Origin of the sequence: Winogradskyella helgolandensis (assembly GCF_013404085.1) — a bacterium.
Lineage (GTDB): Bacteria > Bacteroidota > Bacteroidia > Flavobacteriales > Flavobacteriaceae > Winogradskyella > Winogradskyella helgolandensis.
In genome coordinates this window covers 3,260,789-3,277,421 of record NZ_JABFHO010000001.1, presented here as the reverse complement: position 1 = coordinate 3,277,421, position 16,633 = coordinate 3,260,789, and the positions used below count along the sequence as shown (strand labels likewise).

Genomic DNA, 16,633 nt, shown 5'->3' with positions numbered 1-16,633 from the left:
CAAACATTTGCCTGAGTGTTAAAAATATAAGCTTGCTTGTTTCATATCATTCCATTATTTAAAGGAAACTCTAGATAAAAAGTTGTTCCTACATTTAATTTACTTTTAAAGGTGATTTTTCCACCCATAAGTTCTGTATATTGTTTGGTTATATTTAATCCTAAACCAGTACCTTGTATATTGGTTGTGTTGTTGGCGCGATAAAATCGTTTAAACATATTGTCTAAATCTTCTTTTGGAATACCAATACCTTCATCAGTAACTTCTATAAATAATTGCTTAGTATTCGCTTCTATTTTCAAAGTAATCTCTTTATTCTCGTCGGAGTATTTAATGGCATTTGATATTAAATTGAAAATAATATGACGCATTAGTTTGAAATCTAAAAACACTTCTAGATGTTCTTGTTGGTGCTTAAATGAAATGATTTGACCATTTTTTTTGACGCCTTCTATTTCGTCAATGACCGATTTGGAAAAATCAATAATATTAAATAATGAGGGCTGCGCTATAACTTTACCTTCGTGAAGTTTGCTCAATGATAGAAAATCATTAAGTATAATCACTAAGTTTTTTATGTTAGATCTGATTTTTGAAACATGATTTAATCGTTTATCTTCTTTTCCTGGAGCATTTAATTTCTCTATTAAGATAGCTGATGATAAAATAGCACTTAGAGGTGTTCTAAACTCGTGTGATGCCATTGAGATGAATCGTGATTTTAATTCACTTAATTGTTTTTCTTGTTTTAAACTCTTTTGAATATTTAATTCTATCTGTTTTTGTTTAGTAATATTATGATGGACTAACAAAACCTGTGTAATGTTGTTATTTAGATCTCTTAATGGTGTGGAATTAATTAAAAAAATGCGGTCTTGATATCCCACTTCAAAAGAGCAATGCTTGCCTTTAAATGTTTTTAAAACATTTCGCTTTACTTTATCCTTTACGTTTTGTGGCACACCTACAACATTATCAATTAAAGTTTTTTCTTTTGCTAAACCTTTAAAACCTAATTCTTCTACTTCTTCGCCTTCCACCAAAAGGAGATTAAAATTTGAATCACAAACAACTACGAATCCTTTAGGGAAATTTTGTGAAATATTTTCTAGTAAAAATTTACTTTGTAGTATTTCATCTTCGGCTGCTTTTGTAAATAGAATTTGGTCTTCTAGACTTAGATTAGATTCTATTAATTTTTGAACTGTAGAGGTGAGTTCTTTGGTGCGTTCTGCTATGACTCTTTCTAAATCTAAAGTATAATCGCGTAATTTTTCTTCACTTTGTTTAAATTTTTCTTCTGCTTTTTTTTGTTTTGTAATATTGTGGGTAATACCAATCATCCGAATAGGTTTTCCATTTTTGTCTCTATAAACCTTACCTTTAGCTTCCAACCAACGCATTGATTTATCTGGTAAAACTATTCTGTATTCACTTGTATACGTTTTTTCATTCTTTAATACTTTAGAGATTGACAATTTTACCCTTGCTTTATCGTCTGGATGTACCATATCTAAAAACGAATGGAATGTAGCTGCTTGATTTTTGAATTTTGGCCCAAATAGTAAGTGTTCGTTTTCATCTCGTATTATTCTATTGGTTAGCAAATTCCAGTCCCAAGAACCAAATTCTCCAGCTTCTAGCGCAAGCCTAAGTCTTTCTTCGTTTTCTTTAAGTTCTCTTTCTGTAATTTTACTTTGGGTTACATTACGTATAACTGTTAAAAAATTTCCCTCTACTGTTTGAATAATTCGTGATTCAATATGTCTTAATCTATCGTTAATAGTAAGTGAATATTCAACGGTTATCGGCTTCTTTGTGTTTTTACAATTTACGAAACCATGTCTAATAATTTTACAAACATCCTTTGGAAGGATGGCATCTATATTTTTACCAATATGGTCATCATAAGATGCAGCAAGAGGGTGATTATCGGGTACATGAACTTCAAGATGATTACCATATTTATCATAAACTATAATTACGTCTGGTAAGGTTTGTAACAAAGCAGTAGTTCGGGCTTCGTTTTTTATAATTTTTAATTCGGCGGCCTTTTTTTCTGTAATATCCCTGACAATGGTTAATATACCGTGTTGATTTAAACAAATGACACGTGCTTCAAAAAAATCATCTTTATTCTTTAAACTATATTCAACCACCTGAAGTTGCCTGCTTTTAATGGCACGTTTATGGGCTTTATTAATAACTTTAAAAACGTGTGGTGGCAATACATTAGTCATATTCTTACCAATAACAGATTCTATAGGCATAAAAAGCTTATCATGCTCTGGCACAAAACAATCTGTATAATTTCCTTCAAAATCTTGAATAAACATTATATCTGGCATAGCTTCTAATAATGCTCTGTTTTTTGCTTTTTCTTCTCGTAATTGTAGTTCGGTTTTTTTCTTTTTAGTAATGTCTTGGACAAACCCTTCAAAAGCAATTAGAATACCATTTGTATCATATATTCCATTACCTTGTTCCAAACAATATCTAATTGTTCCATTTTTATGAGTTATTCGATATTCTAAAAGAAATGATGTTTTGTTGGTAATTGCTTTTTGTACAGCGTCTATTATAGCTTTTTTATGGTCTTCTAAAATTAATTTAGGAAGTGAAACCTTTCCCTCTACAAACTCTTCCTTTGTATATCCTGTTATAGCAAAGCAACCTTTACTTATGAATTCTACAGTCCCATTTTTATCGTTTTTTATACGATAAACAACACCTGGTAAATTATTGATGAGCGTATCAAGTTTTATGTGTTTCATATGGTATGTAGTATCAGTTGTTTTTCGTCTTCAGGGTGAACTATTTTAAGGTTTTACTCAAATCTGCAAATCTCGTTTTAGGAAAAGTATTTGGATGATTTTTTTGAATAAAATCAATTAATTTTTCTCTTACATTACATCTCAAGCTCCATATATTTGAAGCATTTTCGGCACTAAAAGTTGCTCTTAATTCCATAGTGTTTGCATCAGTGTTAGTTACTAATAACTCTGCTATATTTTTATCCCATAAGATATCGCTTTTTAAAATTTCTAATAGTTTTATTCTCATCTCTTCAATTGGGAACATATAATCGACTTGAAAAAACACGGTTCCAATAAGTTCTTGCGAGTTAAAGGTCCAATTAACGAAAGCATGATCGTTAAAATAGTTGAGTGGTAATACTAAACGTCTCCAATCCCAAGTTTTAATAACTACGTAAGTAAGGGTGATATCTTCAACAGTACCAAACTCACCTTCGATAACAACTTCATCATCAATTTTTATGGGTTGTGTAAACGCAATTTGAAATCCTGTAATTAGGTTGGCAATTGATTTTTGAGCAGCGACACCGGCTATAATTCCTATGACACCTGCCGATGTAAGTATGGTTGTGCCCAATTTTCTAACAGAAGGAATATTCCACAAAATAGTAGCTATGGCAAGTGTGATAATAATTACAATAGTAAGGCTCTTCATAAATCGCAATTGCGTTAATACTTTTCTTTCTTTTACTATAGTGTTGTTATTAACTGTGAACTTTTGTTTAATAATTTCTTCTACTGCATTTATGGATGCAATTAATAGCCATGAGAAATTAATTATAATAAGACTTTCAATCACCTTGCCCCAAATAGCGTTTATTTTGAGAAAACTAAGCGAGCTGAAAATAAAGAGGATAGGAATTAGAAATATAGTAGGTGTTTTTATATGTTGGAGTAGTTGTACTTTTAAAACTGTTGGTTTTCTCTTATTAGAAAGTTTTATGAGTGAAAATATAATCCATTGCAAAAAAAGACCAAGTAAAATGCAACCTATAATTACTAAACTGTAAGTAATCCAAGATTCTAAAGTAACTGACGTATTTAACAAGTTAATATTCATTTTTTATAAAATATATAAACCGTTTTCTATTGAAAATAACAAAAGTCATAATTAATATTTTATCTAATTTTTAGATTCTATTAAATAAATAAATTGACGTTTTTTTCAAGTTCCTTTTTAGTGGTTTTATAACCTAAGTCAAAAATAGCATCGATATTATTCATTCCAAAAGTCGCGTAATCCACTAATTCTTTAGGGCTTATAATCAAATCACAATCTAAAAATTTGTTCATGGATTCCGCAGCAACTTTAATTTTATAGGCGCGCTCAATTACGGAATAAGAATGCTTTAAATCGTTAATGCTGACTTCTTTTAAGGGATTAACATACACACCTATAATTTTATCACAGGTTGATTTTAAGGGTTCAACAGGGAAATTGTTTAGTGTGCCTCCATCAACATAATATTTTCCATTGATTTCGGTAGGGGTAAAAACGCCAGGAAAAGAGGCAGAGGCTATAATTGGTTTTATAACTTGGCCTTTGCTAAATATCTTAGATGAGCCGTCAATTATGTTGGCAGCAGTAACAAATAGCGTTTTTTTTAAAGCATTAAAATTGTCAACCGGAAAAAAGGTTTTGAGATCATCATAAAAATTCACTGAATTTAAAAATCCAGGTTTGTTTCGTGCATATCTATTGGTACTAAAAATGGTTATGGATTTGAAGAAGTCTAATATTTCAGACCATGACACACCTGCTGCATATAAGCCGCCTACAATAGCACCAGCACTGGTGCCTGCAATATGCGTAGGGAAAACATTGTGTTCTTCTAATGCTTTTATTACTCCAATATGAGCAGCGCCACGAGCGCCTCCACCAGAAAGTACTAGTCCTAAATTCATTTCTTATGATCTGTATATAATAACAAAGTTATGTGGATGATTCTAAATGAATAATGATTTTAATCAGTTGTTCATAAAACCGGACTAAACACTTTGGCAATACCTTCTTTTAAGCGTTCCGTTTTTGGTCTTTTTATATAGTTAAGATAATCTATGGGCTTACTTTTTTTACAATCGTTTAAAAAGTCGTGCTTTAGTTGAGTTGTTAGCTTCTTATCATAAATTAAAACGTTGACTTCGTAATTTTGCTCAAAGCTTCTAATATCTAAATTTGCGGTTCCAATAGTAGTGAGTTCATCATCTGAAACAATGATTTTACTATGTAAAAAACCTTCAGGATATAAGTAGATTTTGACTCCAGATTCTAACAAATCTTCAAAAATTGATCGTACAGTCCATTTTACCAATAAACTATCGGATTTTTTAGAGAGAAGCAATCTGATATCTATACCACTTAAGGCTGCAACTTGCATGGCTTCTTTTAAAGCCTCACCAGGAATGATATACGGATTGGTAATGTATACGTACTTTTTTGAACTATTAATTATTGAAAAATAAAGTTGCTGAATAGAATGAAAATCGGAATCTGGACCACCTGCTACTAATTGAGCCACTGATTTTCCAACCGTTGAAGGCTTTATAAAATATTTTGTATTTAATAAATTATCCGAGCCACTTGCAAAGCTCCAATCCATTGCAAAAACAGATTGTAAACTATTTACAATAGTTCCTTTTAATTGTAAATGCATATCGTACCAATTGCCTAAATTAGGATCTCCAGAGATGTATTTATCAGCCACATTAATACCGCCTGTAAAGCCATATACACCGTCAATGATAACAATTTTTCTATGATTTCTGTAATTTATGGACGACAGAAATCTACCTAATCGCATAGGTAAAAAACCGAAGACTTGTATGCCTTCAGTTTTAAGACTGTTTATATATTTCTTGCTTAATGTTCTACTTCCTAATGCGTCATAAAGTAAACGCACTTCAACTCCTTCTTTGGCTTTTCTAATTAAAATAGATTTAAACTTTTCGGCCAAAACACCTTCTTCAAAAATATAATATTGAATATGAATAAATGTTTTAGCTGTTTCCAAAGCTTTAAAAATAGCTTCGAAAGTAGAAGCTCCATTTTTAAGAGGCATTATGTCATTACCAACAGTTGGAACAAAATTAGAGCCTTTAATAATAAGTTTAACTAGTTTTATATGATCTTTTATGGCAGTAGGAATATTAGAATCAGAATCTATGGTTTCATAATATGCATCAACCATATTAAGATATTTAATAATTGATTCTGTTTTTTTTAAAGTGTAGAATTTATTCTTTCTTCGATTACGACCAAGTATAAAATAAAATAACATTCCGCCAACAGGAATAGTGAAAATTGCCAATAACCAAGCTAAGGTTTTTGTTGGTCTAACTCCATAAAGCAACAATCTCCCCATTAAAACGAATGCTAAAAGAAAGTATATAATAAGCGCTATCGTCATGAGAATATGAGTGTTGTTTTATAGCTATAATTTTAATTTAAAGAATCCTTTATTTTTTTTAATTCTGTATGTAATCAATATCTAGATAATTGTCTATTAAAAGCTTTGAGGTGATTTTGCGAAGCTGCTAATAAATTATTATAAACTTGTTTTATGTAATCATCTTCTGTTTTTTCTATGGCATCTTCTAAATCTGCAATATCAGTGAGCTCTATTTGTTTGCCCACTTCAAAAGCATCATATAGCGATTTTTTTCCTTTCTCAATAAGCTCGTCGTATAGTTTTTGTAGTTCTATGTTGTAAAAGATGCCTTGTTTTTCGCTTAACTTATATGTAATATTATATGCGTCTAATAGGCTTTTTATAACTTGCATATGGCGTTCTTCACTTTGTTTTATGTTACTAAAAACACGAGCATTCCACAAACCATCTAAATAGTAATAAACATCTCTAGCTACTTTTTCTTCTTCAACCATATATTTCATAGCATTCATTTCTTCTACTGAAATTTCCGATTGTTGTCCAGATTTATTTACCGTTACTAAAACGAAAACACCTGTAATTCTTTTATTAAAGATTTGATTCATAATTATAGATTTGTAAAATTATATATATCTTCAATTAATAAACAAAGTTAATTCTTATTGCTTTCAGTTGAAATGACCTTAGTCATATGATAGCGTTTTTATAAATAAATATGAGCAAATAATTTAGACGCGAATACTAATTCTAGAATTTTAATTCCTGAAAAAGACTTTCCATATGGCTTAAAACTATTGGATATTTTAGCTCTCAGTGAGCTTTTATAAATGAATTGTACTAAGGTAGTGTAGAGCATTCTGACTTAGTTAAATTTAAAAGTTAATAAACAGAAAAGAGAGATATAAATACCATTCATATCTCTCTCTCTTTTAATGAAATTTAGGATTAAGCAATTTCAATTTTCTGTGGTTTGTGTGTTTTAGCTTCTTCTTTTTTTGTAAGATTAAAGCGAAGAACTCCATCTTCATATTTTGCCTTAATGTTTTCCTCTTTTACAGAATCTGGAAGTTGCAGTTTTTTCTCAAAAGAGTTATAACTAAACTCTTTTCGAGTATAGCTATCTTCTTTTTCTTCATTAGAACTTGAGTTTTCTGCAGAAATATTTAAGTAGCCATCATCAATGGTTACTTCAAAATCTTTTTTAGAGAATCCAGGGGCAGCTAATTCTACTTCAAAAGCATCTTTAGTTTCCTTTACATTTAATGCAGGTTCATTTAAATTTTTGTTCCATAAACGATTATCAAAAAAATCGTCATTATCAAAAAAATCTGATGAGATAAGATTTCCCCAAGGTCTTCTTTTTCTAAATTTTACTAGTGACATAATTTTAATATTTAAAAGTTAAACATTTATTTATGGCTAAATTATAATGAAACTTGTGTTTTGGAAATGACCTGGGTCATTAGTATGGTTAAGGATGTGCAAACTATGTGCAAATTTTGCACCAAAAAAGCCTCAACATAAATGTTAAGGCTTTTTTGTGATTACACTAGGATTAAAACCTAAAACCGCCTGCTTGTAAGGCTGACGCTTTACCAACTGAGGACCGTCACATTTTGTAATTAAATTACTTTAATTAATGGTATTCCAATATGTAGAATCGTTGTGTTTATTTTAGATTACTTCGTTTCGTTCAGTATTCTGGATTGGTGACTCAATCCAAATGATTGTTACAAAATTGAGTTTTTGTAAATCTGCATTTAAAAATGATTTGTGGGGAGAGCAGGATTCGAACCTGCGAAGACGTAGTCAGCAGATTTACAGTCTGCCCTCGTTGGCCGCTTGAGTATCTCCCCAATACTTTAATTCAATATTTCAAACTAAAAAGACCTCTCTATTCAGGCTGTCTTTAGAGCGAGAGACCGGGTTCGAACCGGCGACATTCAGCTTGGAAGGCTGACGCTCTACCAACTGAGCTACTCTCGCATTTTTGGTAAGCGGTCGCGAATATATAAATATTTTTTAAAAATGCCTTAATTTTTCTTTTTTTTAGGCTATAAAGTTTACCGTAGGTTGAACGTAGAAATTATCTATAGATTTAGAGTTGAAATATGTGTTGTATAACATATAATTAAACACAAAAAAGCCTCACTATTTCTAGTAAGGCTTCTTGTGATCGCACTAGGATTCGAACCTAGGACCGCCTGCTTAGAAGGCAGGTGCTCTATCCAGCTGAGCTATGCGACCATTTAGAGTAAAACTCTAAAAATTCAATAAAAGTCGGGGTGGCAGGATTCGAACCTGCGGCCTCCACGTCCCAAACGTGGCGCGATAACCGGGCTACGCTACACCCCGAATTGATTATCTTATTATTACTTACAGAATCGCATATGCTGCAGTAAAAACTTGCGGAGAGACAGGGATTCGAACCCTGGGTCAGTGTTTCCACCGACGACGATTTAGCAAACCGCTCCTTTCGGCCACTCAGGCACCTCTCCAATATATAAAAGAACATTCTCTTAATTGCGGATGCAAATGTAACGCAACATTTTAAAGAACGCAACAATTTTTTTGAGTTTTTTTGTAATTTTTTTTGGAATAATTTTTAGCCTATATTTAAATGTATATTTATCAGAGGAGTATAGAAATTATACGCGTTTTTATGACCATTATTTAATGATTCATTAAACCAAAAATTAAGCAATAAGCTTTAAATTTTAAAATGTCTAATTATAAAAATGATAGAGCATTCACGGATTATGTGCATAATCACATAGCATTACCTAATATTTATAAGTTAATGCATTGGCAAGAGGTTAAGTTGAAAAAAAGTTATGCTAAATATATTGATATGACAGTGGGTATCGATTACGTTTTTATAAAAGGAGATACAGTAAAGACTGTACAAGAACGGTTTAGAGAAGAGAAATATAAAGGATTTACTGATTTTACAATTCGTTATAGACGCGATGAAAATAAGCACGAGGATCGGCAGGAATCTGAATATTTTAAAATGAAGGCACACTATTTTACTTATGGTATCTTAGATTGCTCAAAAAATAATATCAGTAAATCATCTATATTTCTAAAATATGCTATTATAGATTTGAAAAAAGTCTATGAAAAATTAGATGCTGGTGACATCTTTATTTCTGATAATGGCGAAAACAAATGTAGAATTGTAGATGAAAGTAGAATTGAATGCCCTGTGAAATATAATACTGACGGTTCTTCATCGTTTTTCCCTATAGATATTTCATATTTAGTAAAACTATGGGGAAATGATATGGTTGTTATTCAGAAAGGATTTCTATGATTTTTTGAATGATATTTAATAGGGAAATAAAGGGTTATTCTACTTTAGAACAAATGATAATAATTCTAGAATCGTTACAATCTGTGGTGAAAAATAGATAACTATTTCCGCCATCTTTTATTTTTAATTTTTTACGAATATCACTTACTGACATCGGGAAATTACGCGTTGTAACATTGGCTTTAGTTATTCTTTCTTTTGAAAAGACTTTTTTGTTGAAAGGCAATATCTTTTCAATTTTAAAGCGTCTTCCAGGAAAATCTACAAGTGCTTCTGAAGTATATAGATGCGAGTGTTTGTGTAATTTCTCAATCTTTAGAAGACTACTTACAGAATTAAAACTTCCCGATTTTAAAACCGCTGCATTAGGCTCATATAAGTAGGTGAGTGGTTCACTGTATGTGGCTATGGCTTCAGATTCGTCACTGAACATATAATTGAAATGCTGCGTGTTTGATTTTTGTAAGTTAACCGTTTGCACTTCAACATCTCCTTCAAAATTCCGTTCCAAAATCCATAGTAACTCCTTAACCTCATTATTTACAGCAACAATATAAATTATCTTTACGTTTGATAGGTCCAAAAGTGTCGCCGTTAAATCTAATAACGGAGAGGTTTTAATCATCACATTTTCGGCATATTTTAGAAATAAATCGTGATGCGTTTTTATGTTTGGTTCGCAATCTGAAAGTAGAAAAACTTTTTGTTTTGAATTGTCACGACGCGATGGATCTACATAAATCCAATCGAAGGGTTTATTAATACGTTTTAAAGCATCAATTCCATTTTCGTTAAGACATATAATGTTAGAACTATTGAGCGCTTCAACATTGTGTTTTACGAGTTCTGATAATTCAGAATTAATTTCACAATGCGTGACGTAATTTACACGTTTTGAAAAATAATAGGCATCAACACCAAAGCCTCCTGTGAGATCAATTAATGCTTCTCCAGATATTAAATTGGCTTTAAATTCAGCTGTTAGTTCTGAGGAGGTTTGTTCAATATTTAGTCTATTAGGAAAGTATATATTTTTAGTAGTAAACCAAGTTGGCAGTTTCTTTTTGCATCGTTTTTTTGCTTCAATTTGTTCTATGATTAATTTTGAATCTACCGATTTAAACGGAATGCCTTTTAATAATAAAACAGAAGTATCTGAGTTTATATGTTTATTTATAAAATCTTGAATTTCAATATTTAATAATGATCTATTCAAACTAAAACTATAGGTTCTTTGTAAACTTCTTAACGATGTTGTACTCTGATAAAAACTCTTTCAAAATTACTTTTATAGCCGTGTAAGTTGGTATGGCTACAATCATTCCTACAACACCAAATAAAATACCTGCGATGATGATAACTAAGAAGATTTCGAGTGGATGAGATTTTACACTTTTAGAAAAAATGTACGGTTGGCTGAAGAAATTATCTACCAATTGCGCTACGATAAAACCAATCATTACATAAGTTGTTTTTGGTAAAATAACCTCACTAAAACTTTCACCTAAATTACTAGACATACTTAACAAAAGCATTAAAAAACCACTCACTAAAGGACCAACATAAGGCACTAAATTAAGTAGCGCACATAAAAATGCGATAACAATTGCGTTATCAATATCAAAGACCAATAAAACGATAGTATAAATAATGAATAAGATTAATATTTGAAAAATCAGTCCTACAAAATAGCGTGATAATAAATCTTTTATGGTATTGATTGAGCGTTTAGAACGTTCTTCATTTCCGTTTGGAATGAATGTCATTAACCCATCTTCAAACAATTTACTATCTTTTAAAAAGAAAAACGAAATAAATAGTACAGAAAATAAACCTATACTAAAACTACCTAAACCGCTAACAAAACTATTTAAAAAGTTAGGTATAATAGCAAAATCGAGTTTTGAAAGTAAGTGAGAGTCTTCTATAGATTGTTCAATATCTATATTATTAAATTGAAAATAGGTGATAATTTGATCATATAGATTTTCAATATTAACTTGTAATTGTTCAATATTTAATAATGCTAAATTCTGACCTTGTTCAATAATTAAAGGGATAAAGAGTCCTATAAGACCAACTAAGAGACCTAATAAAACAACCATGGTAGTTACAACGGCAACAGTATTGTTGAATTTTAACCTATTTCTTAAAAACAAAATGATAGGTCGCCCGATTAACGATATAACAACTGCAACCGCAATGTAGACGATGACAGACTGAATTTTAAAAAGAAAATACAAAACTAAGATTATAGCCAGTATTATTCCTAATGCTCTTAAAATACCGTTTGCTATGGTTTTTGAATTCATCACGTCATTATTTAATCAAAGATGCTGAATTATATTCAGTAGGACAAATTTATGAATTAAGTTGTTTTGTAATTTCATAAAGCGCAATACTCGTGGCTTGGACTACATTCATGCTGCTATTGTTTCCAAACATGTTAATATGAACAGCGGCATCTACTTGCTTAAGTATAGTTTCAGATACTCCAAAATTTTCATCACCTAAAATAAGCGCAATAGGTTGCTTTGTTTGTAATTTAAAAGCCGTTAATGCCTGACTGTTTTCTGAAATTTCCAATGCAAGTAAATAATAGTTATTTGCTTTTAAAATGTTGATCTGAGTTTCGATATCATTTTCAACACGATGGTTTACATACTTCTCAGTAGAGCGCGACGTTTTTGTCATGCGTTTACCTAATGAAATATCTGAACCACAAAAAATGAGTTTTTCAATACCAAAAGCATCTGCAATTCTGAATAAACTTCCAATATTCGGAGCGTTAGTGACATTATCACATAGTACTGTAATTGGATGTTTTTGCTTTTTGAAGTTGGAGTTGTAGTGGTTTAATTGCATAAAGGTTGAAAACAAAATTAATTTGCACGCTATTATAAATAGGTGTTGCAGAATTTAGCATCGCAATGAATAGCTAAGTGAGTACTTATTTTTCCAACAAAACAAGAATAGGTATAATGATAACTATCAACACCTATTTTGTAAGTATGACTATTAATAGACTCCATAGATTGAAACGTAAAAGCCAGAACTAATAAAACAGCTGCTATTTTATATTTTATCGAAAGCTTCTTCATAATCTATTTAGTATTTGTTCTTAGCTCTTTTGTCTTTATTTTAAAAGATAATCAATTCTCAAAAGCATATTTAACAATATTAGCTCCCATTTTTAATGCTTTTTCTCTAACGTCTTCAGGGTCATTATGGACTTCTTGATCTTCCCAGCCATCACCTAAATCACTTTCAAACGTGAATAAAAGTACTAATCTACTATCATGAAAAATCCCAAAAGCTTGTGGTGCTTTTCCGTCGTGTTCATGGATTTTAGGTAAACCATTTGGAAATTCAAAAGCCGAACTGAATATTTTATGATCTTTAGGAATTTCAATTAATTCACTATTTGGAAATACTTTCTTCAATTCTTTAGTAATGTAAGGAGCCAATCCGTAATTGTCGTCAATATGAAGAAAACCACCAGAAACGAGATAATTTCTTAAATTTTCGGCATCATCATCACTAAAGAAGACATTACCATGACCTGTCATATGTAAAAAAGGAAACTGAAAAATATCAATACTACCTGCTTCAACAGTTTGAATACTTTCGTTAATATTTGTATCAATATTATCGTTACAATATTTTACCAAATTCGGCAAAGCCGTTGGGTTGCTGTACCAATCACCTCCGCCTTTATACTTTAGGATGGCGACATCTTGAGAAAACGAGAAAATAGTAAAAAGTAAAAAGTATAAAGTAAAAATGATTCTCATTAGTCTATTCATTTAAAAATGCAACAGAATGGCAAGCTGCAATGGCAGCTGTTTCTGTTCTTAAGCGTGTCTCACCCAAAGTTACAGGAATAAACTGGTGTTGCAAGGCCATTTCAATTTCTTTAACGCTAAAGTCTCCTTCTGGTCCAATTAAAATAGTACAATCCGATGCTAACTTTAATTGTGATTTTAAAGATTTTTTGTCTGTTTCTTCACAATGCGCAATAAAAATCTGATCAGTAAAATCTTGATTCATAAAGTCTTTAAACGCAATTGGAGTATTTAGTTTTGGTAAATAACACTGCAATGATTGTTTCATTGCAGACTGAATTATTTTCTCAAAACGTTCCGTCTTCACAATTTTTCGTTCGCTATGATCGCAAATAATAGGAGTAATAGTTTCAATACCAATTTCAGTTGCTTTTTCTAAAAACCACTCGTATCTGTCGTTCATTTTTGTTGGTGCAACCGCTAAATGTAAATTATAATGGCGTTTAGGTTGTAAACTTTTAGAGGTTATAGAAACTGTACAATGCTTTTGATCTGCTAAAGTGATTTCTGCTGTAAATAAATAACCGTTTCCATTTGTAATGTGTAAAGTATCTCCAATAGTTTTGCGTAAAACTTTTGCTATATGTCGGCTTTCGTCTTTGTCAAAACTAAAGCTTGTATCGTTTTCAGAAATATTTGGATTGTAAAATAACTGCATTACTCAATATCTTCTGTGAATTTTAAAACTGTAATTTCTTCAATAGGTGTTCTGTTTTCGGTTTTAATAACGAGGTAATATTTTTTATTTTCTAAATCGTCAATAGAAAAAATTTCGTTTAGCGTATGGTCTTCATTGAAAGCTTCGTTATCAAAAGCCTCAGACATTTCGCCAGCTTTAATCCAGCCAGTATCGCCTCCCATTTTGGCTGTTGGTCCTACTGAATTATGTTTTGCTAAATCTTTAAAGCGATAACCAGACTCATATTGTGCGAGTACTTTACTGCGTTTAGTTTTTGCATCTTCATTAGAAGTCTTAGCAGCATCAAAAACAATGATGTTGAATTTATAATAATCCACTACCGCCTTATCAATAACCTTATAAAAGGTTTTTTTGAAATCGGTTCTCGACACTTTTTTTCCACCTTTAGAAAGGTTAAACAAGTCGTCGGCCAACCTAGTTTTATGTTTTTCTTTATTAAAAGTAAATAGCTTACCATGTGTAGGTTTGTTTTCTTTTAAAAATGATGTTGCTTCTTCTGGCGTTGAAATGGAATCTAGTTGTTTTTCAAAAGATGTTTGAGAAAAGCTGAATAAAGGCACTAAAATTAAAAGCGTAAATAAATGTTTCATAATTAAATTATTTTAGGTTTGATTTGGGTTACTGCAAAACAACTAAATTTTAAGACACTATAGAAGTAAAGATGGTAAGGATGTTAACAGATGTTTTAACAATTTTGAAGTTTACACCTCATTTTTATAAAAAAAGTATCTAATAAGACTGATTATTACATTAATAACAAATAATATTTGCGATGCTAAAATTACGACACATAGTGTTATTAGTGTTACACTTGTGTTTTCGCTTTCATCAAAAAGTGGGAATCGCGATGAGGAACCTAAAGGACTGATAAATTCGTTGAAAAGAAATATGATTACTAATAAAACAATACCAAAAATGGTTGTTAAATTATGAATATTAACTAAATTTTTAATTAGGGTAATTTTACTTTTTGAAAATAGCCAATATATTAGGCCTATTAAAAGTATAGGAATAATAAATATTACAATAATATCTGAATACTGAACAACATAATAGGTGTCTAAAATATTGAAAACAAAATTTAAATCTATAACCTTAAAAATAACCCAACAGATTGCTAAAGCGCTTATTAAAAAAATATAATATTTATAAGATTTTAATTTAAGCATTATATCTTCAATCGTGCCGTAGCCATCACATCAAAATCAGAAAAATCCTTTTCTAAATACTTTAAATAACCAACAATGGCAATCATTGCAGCATTATCTGTAGTGTATTCAAATTTTGGAATATAGCTTGTCCAACCAAATTTTTGTTCAGCGTCTTTTAATGCTTTTCTAATACCTGAATTTGCTGAAACTCCGCCACCAATCGCAATATGATTTATGCCAGTTTGCTTAACTGCTAATTTTAATTTCGCCATTAAAATACCGATGATTGTATATTGAATAGAAGCACAGATATCATTAAGATTCTCTTCAATAAAGTTCGGATTTGCTTTTACTTCGCGTTGTACAAAATAGAGAATGTTCGTTTTTAAACCTGAAAAACTGAAATTTAATCCATCTACTTTTGGTTTTGTAAATTGATACGCTTTCGGATTGCCAAGTTGTGCACGTCTGTCAATTTCTGGTCCTGCAGGATAGCCTAAACCTAAAACTTTACCACTCTTATCAAAAGCCTCACCGACAGCATCATCAATCGTTTCCCCTAAAACTTCCATTTCAAAATGACTACTCACTTTTACAATCTGTGTGTGTCCACCAGAAATAGTCATGGCTAAAAAAGGAAAAGGAGGTTTTTTATGATTTTCTTCGTCTATAAAATGTGCTAAAATATGCGCTTGCATGTGGTTAACATCAATCAATGGAATATCTAATCCGTAAGCCAGAGATTTAGCAAAAGAAGTTCCAACCAATAAGGAACCCATTAAACCAGGGCCTCTTGTAAAAGCAACAGCGCTTATTTGTTCTTTTTTAATTCCCGCTTTTTCAATAGCTTGGTGTACGACAGGAACAATGTTTTGTTGATGGGCTCGTGACGCTAGTTCTGGTACAACACCACCATATTCTGTATGTATTTTTTGATCTGCAACAACATTGCTCAGAATTTGGTCGTTACATAGTATGGCAGCTGATGTATCATCGCAAGACGACTCAATTCCGAGGATATAAATATTTTCTTTTTTCATAGTCGATATTAGGCACAATAATTGTTAATTTTACCAGTTAAAGTCCATTACCTTATTAACAACGTATTGTAAGGACAAAGGTAATAAGAAATCAGACCAAATTAATTTTAAAATGGTTGATAATAAATTTGAATTATTTTTTCTTTTTAGAATATAAAAAATCTTAGCACAGCCATAGCTACGGTTCTATTTTTGAATGAAATAAAAAGGAAAAAGAAACTAATTTAATCGATTATTTTGAAGTTTAATTGGAGTAAAAAATAAATTTCATAAATTCTATCAAACGGATACTCAAAATACTAGGTAAAATAGTAGCAATTATACTGCTGCTTTTTTTCATTTTGTTTTTGGTGCTATCTATTCCGGCTGTACAAAC

15 protein-coding genes and 5 tRNA genes are annotated in these 16,633 nt (G+C 30.9%); 1 reads left to right on the top strand and 19 read right to left on the bottom strand.

What is annotated here, in order from left to right:
• Positions 1-41 precede the first annotated feature (41 nt).
• From HM992_RS13760 to HM992_RS13710, 11 genes are all read right to left on the bottom strand, one after another.
• Positions 42-2,774 carry a PAS domain-containing sensor histidine kinase gene (locus tag HM992_RS13760; protein ID WP_179320077.1) on the bottom strand — a complete coding sequence of 911 codons (2,733 nt, stop codon included), beginning with the start codon at positions 2,772-2,774 and terminating at the stop codon, positions 42-44.
• Between the two features lie 40 nt (positions 2,775-2,814).
• Positions 2,815-3,876: a mechanosensitive ion channel family protein gene (locus HM992_RS13755; RefSeq protein ID WP_179320076.1), complete on the bottom strand. Its 1,062-nt coding sequence runs from the start codon at positions 3,874-3,876 to the stop codon at positions 2,815-2,817.
• 80 nt (positions 3,877-3,956) lie between these two features.
• Positions 3,957-4,721 (bottom strand): patatin-like phospholipase family protein, encoded by a 765-nt coding sequence (locus HM992_RS13750; protein ID WP_179320075.1) that lies wholly within the window; start codon positions 4,719-4,721, stop codon positions 3,957-3,959.
• 71 nt (positions 4,722-4,792) lie between these two features.
• On the bottom strand, positions 4,793-6,223 hold the full coding sequence (gene cls, locus HM992_RS13745; protein WP_195806625.1) for a cardiolipin synthase: 1,431 nt from the start codon (positions 6,221-6,223) through the stop codon (positions 4,793-4,795).
• A 74-nt stretch (positions 6,224-6,297) separates the two neighbouring features.
• Entirely contained in the window at positions 6,298-6,810 is a 513-nt protein-coding gene (locus HM992_RS13740) for a DUF2202 domain-containing protein (protein WP_178985539.1), read from the bottom strand.
• Positions 6,811-7,150: 340 nt separating this feature from the next.
• On the bottom strand, positions 7,151-7,588 hold the full coding sequence (locus HM992_RS13735; protein WP_178985538.1) for an Hsp20/alpha crystallin family protein: 438 nt from the start codon (positions 7,586-7,588) through the stop codon (positions 7,151-7,153).
• A gap of 391 nt (positions 7,589-7,979) precedes the next feature.
• Positions 7,980-8,061 (bottom strand) — tRNA-Tyr (locus tag HM992_RS13730).
• A 57-nt stretch (positions 8,062-8,118) separates the two neighbouring features.
• Positions 8,119-8,191, bottom strand: a tRNA-Gly gene (locus tag HM992_RS13725).
• A gap of 187 nt (positions 8,192-8,378) precedes the next feature.
• Positions 8,379-8,452, bottom strand: a tRNA-Arg gene (locus HM992_RS13720).
• A gap of 33 nt (positions 8,453-8,485) precedes the next feature.
• Positions 8,486-8,560, bottom strand: a tRNA-Pro gene (locus HM992_RS13715).
• 54 nt (positions 8,561-8,614) lie between these two features.
• A tRNA-Ser gene (locus HM992_RS13710) sits at positions 8,615-8,703 on the bottom strand.
• Between the two features lie 224 nt (positions 8,704-8,927).
• Here HM992_RS13710 and HM992_RS13705 point away from each other — a divergent pair.
• The gene (locus tag HM992_RS13705) at positions 8,928-9,521 is read left to right on the top strand and encodes a hypothetical protein (RefSeq protein ID WP_179320074.1); all 594 of its coding nucleotides are present in this window, start codon (positions 8,928-8,930) and stop codon (positions 9,519-9,521) included.
• Between the two features lie 34 nt (positions 9,522-9,555).
• Here HM992_RS13705 and HM992_RS13700 read toward each other — a convergent pair whose 3' ends face one another.
• The 8 genes from HM992_RS13700 to tsaD all read right to left on the bottom strand — a co-directional run bounded on the left by HM992_RS13700 (position 9,556) and on the right by tsaD (position 16,257).
• On the bottom strand, positions 9,556-10,737 hold the full coding sequence (locus HM992_RS13700; RefSeq protein ID WP_179320073.1) for a class I SAM-dependent methyltransferase: 1,182 nt from the start codon (positions 10,735-10,737) through the stop codon (positions 9,556-9,558).
• 7 nt (positions 10,738-10,744) lie between these two features.
• Complete coding sequence (locus HM992_RS13695; RefSeq protein WP_179320072.1) at positions 10,745-11,833, bottom strand: AI-2E family transporter; 1,089 nt, start codon at positions 11,831-11,833, stop codon at positions 10,745-10,747.
• A 49-nt stretch (positions 11,834-11,882) separates the two neighbouring features.
• Positions 11,883-12,386: a TrmH family RNA methyltransferase gene (locus HM992_RS13690; protein WP_179320071.1), complete on the bottom strand. Its 504-nt coding sequence runs from the start codon at positions 12,384-12,386 to the stop codon at positions 11,883-11,885.
• A gap of 32 nt (positions 12,387-12,418) precedes the next feature.
• Complete coding sequence (locus tag HM992_RS13685; RefSeq protein WP_179320070.1) at positions 12,419-12,622, bottom strand: hypothetical protein; 204 nt, start codon at positions 12,620-12,622, stop codon at positions 12,419-12,421.
• A 51-nt stretch (positions 12,623-12,673) separates the two neighbouring features.
• The gene (locus HM992_RS13680; protein ID WP_179320069.1) at positions 12,674-13,315 is read right to left on the bottom strand and encodes a DUF4159 domain-containing protein; all 642 of its coding nucleotides are present in this window, start codon (positions 13,313-13,315) and stop codon (positions 12,674-12,676) included.
• Between the two features lie 4 nt (positions 13,316-13,319).
• A complete protein-coding gene (locus tag HM992_RS13675) occupies positions 13,320-14,024 on the bottom strand; it encodes a 16S rRNA (uracil(1498)-N(3))-methyltransferase (RefSeq protein WP_179320068.1) in 705 nt (234 codons plus the stop codon).
• Positions 14,024-14,656 carry a peptidylprolyl isomerase gene (locus HM992_RS13670; RefSeq protein WP_179320067.1) on the bottom strand — a complete coding sequence of 211 codons (633 nt, stop codon included), beginning with the start codon at positions 14,654-14,656 and terminating at the stop codon, positions 14,024-14,026. The genes HM992_RS13675 and HM992_RS13670 overlap by 1 nt, the downstream gene beginning before the upstream one ends.
• Positions 14,657-15,234: 578 nt before the next feature.
• Positions 15,235-16,257 carry a tRNA (adenosine(37)-N6)-threonylcarbamoyltransferase complex transferase subunit TsaD gene (gene tsaD, locus HM992_RS13665; protein ID WP_179320066.1) on the bottom strand — a complete coding sequence of 341 codons (1,023 nt, stop codon included), beginning with the start codon at positions 16,255-16,257 and terminating at the stop codon, positions 15,235-15,237.
• Positions 16,258-16,633: the final 376 nt, after the last annotated feature.

Bases quoted from the DNA above. Each gene is read 5' to 3' on its own strand.
- tsaD (WP_179320066.1), bottom strand. From the start codon at position 16,257: ATGAAAAAAGAAAATATTTATATCCTCGGAATTGAGTCGTCTTGCGAT.
- cls (WP_195806625.1), bottom strand. From the start codon at position 6,223: ATGACGATAGCGCTTATTATATACTTTCTTTTAGCATTCGTTTTAATG.
- HM992_RS13705 (WP_179320074.1), top strand. From the start codon at position 8,928: ATGTCTAATTATAAAAATGATAGAGCATTCACGGATTATGTGCATAAT.
- HM992_RS13695 (WP_179320072.1), bottom strand. From the start codon at position 11,833: ATGAATTCAAAAACCATAGCAAACGGTATTTTAAGAGCATTAGGAATA.
- HM992_RS13685 (WP_179320070.1), bottom strand. From the start codon at position 12,622: ATGAAGAAGCTTTCGATAAAATATAAAATAGCAGCTGTTTTATTAGTT.
- HM992_RS13680 (WP_179320069.1), bottom strand. From the start codon at position 13,315: ATGAGAATCATTTTTACTTTATACTTTTTACTTTTTACTATTTTCTCG.
- HM992_RS13750 (WP_179320075.1), bottom strand. From the start codon at position 4,721: ATGAATTTAGGACTAGTACTTTCTGGTGGAGGCGCTCGTGGCGCTGCT.
- HM992_RS13740 (WP_178985539.1), bottom strand. From the start codon at position 6,810: ATGAATCAAATCTTTAATAAAAGAATTACAGGTGTTTTCGTTTTAGTA.
- HM992_RS13735 (WP_178985538.1), bottom strand. From the start codon at position 7,588: ATGTCACTAGTAAAATTTAGAAAAAGAAGACCTTGGGGAAATCTTATC.
- HM992_RS13760 (WP_179320077.1), bottom strand. From the start codon at position 2,774: ATGAAACACATAAAACTTGATACGCTCATCAATAATTTACCAGGTGTT.
- HM992_RS13675 (WP_179320068.1), bottom strand. From the start codon at position 14,024: ATGCAGTTATTTTACAATCCAAATATTTCTGAAAACGATACAAGCTTT.
- HM992_RS13670 (WP_179320067.1), bottom strand. From the start codon at position 14,656: ATGAAACATTTATTTACGCTTTTAATTTTAGTGCCTTTATTCAGCTTT.
- HM992_RS13690 (WP_179320071.1), bottom strand. From the start codon at position 12,386: ATGCAATTAAACCACTACAACTCCAACTTCAAAAAGCAAAAACATCCA.
- HM992_RS13755 (WP_179320076.1), bottom strand. From the start codon at position 3,876: ATGAATATTAACTTGTTAAATACGTCAGTTACTTTAGAATCTTGGATT.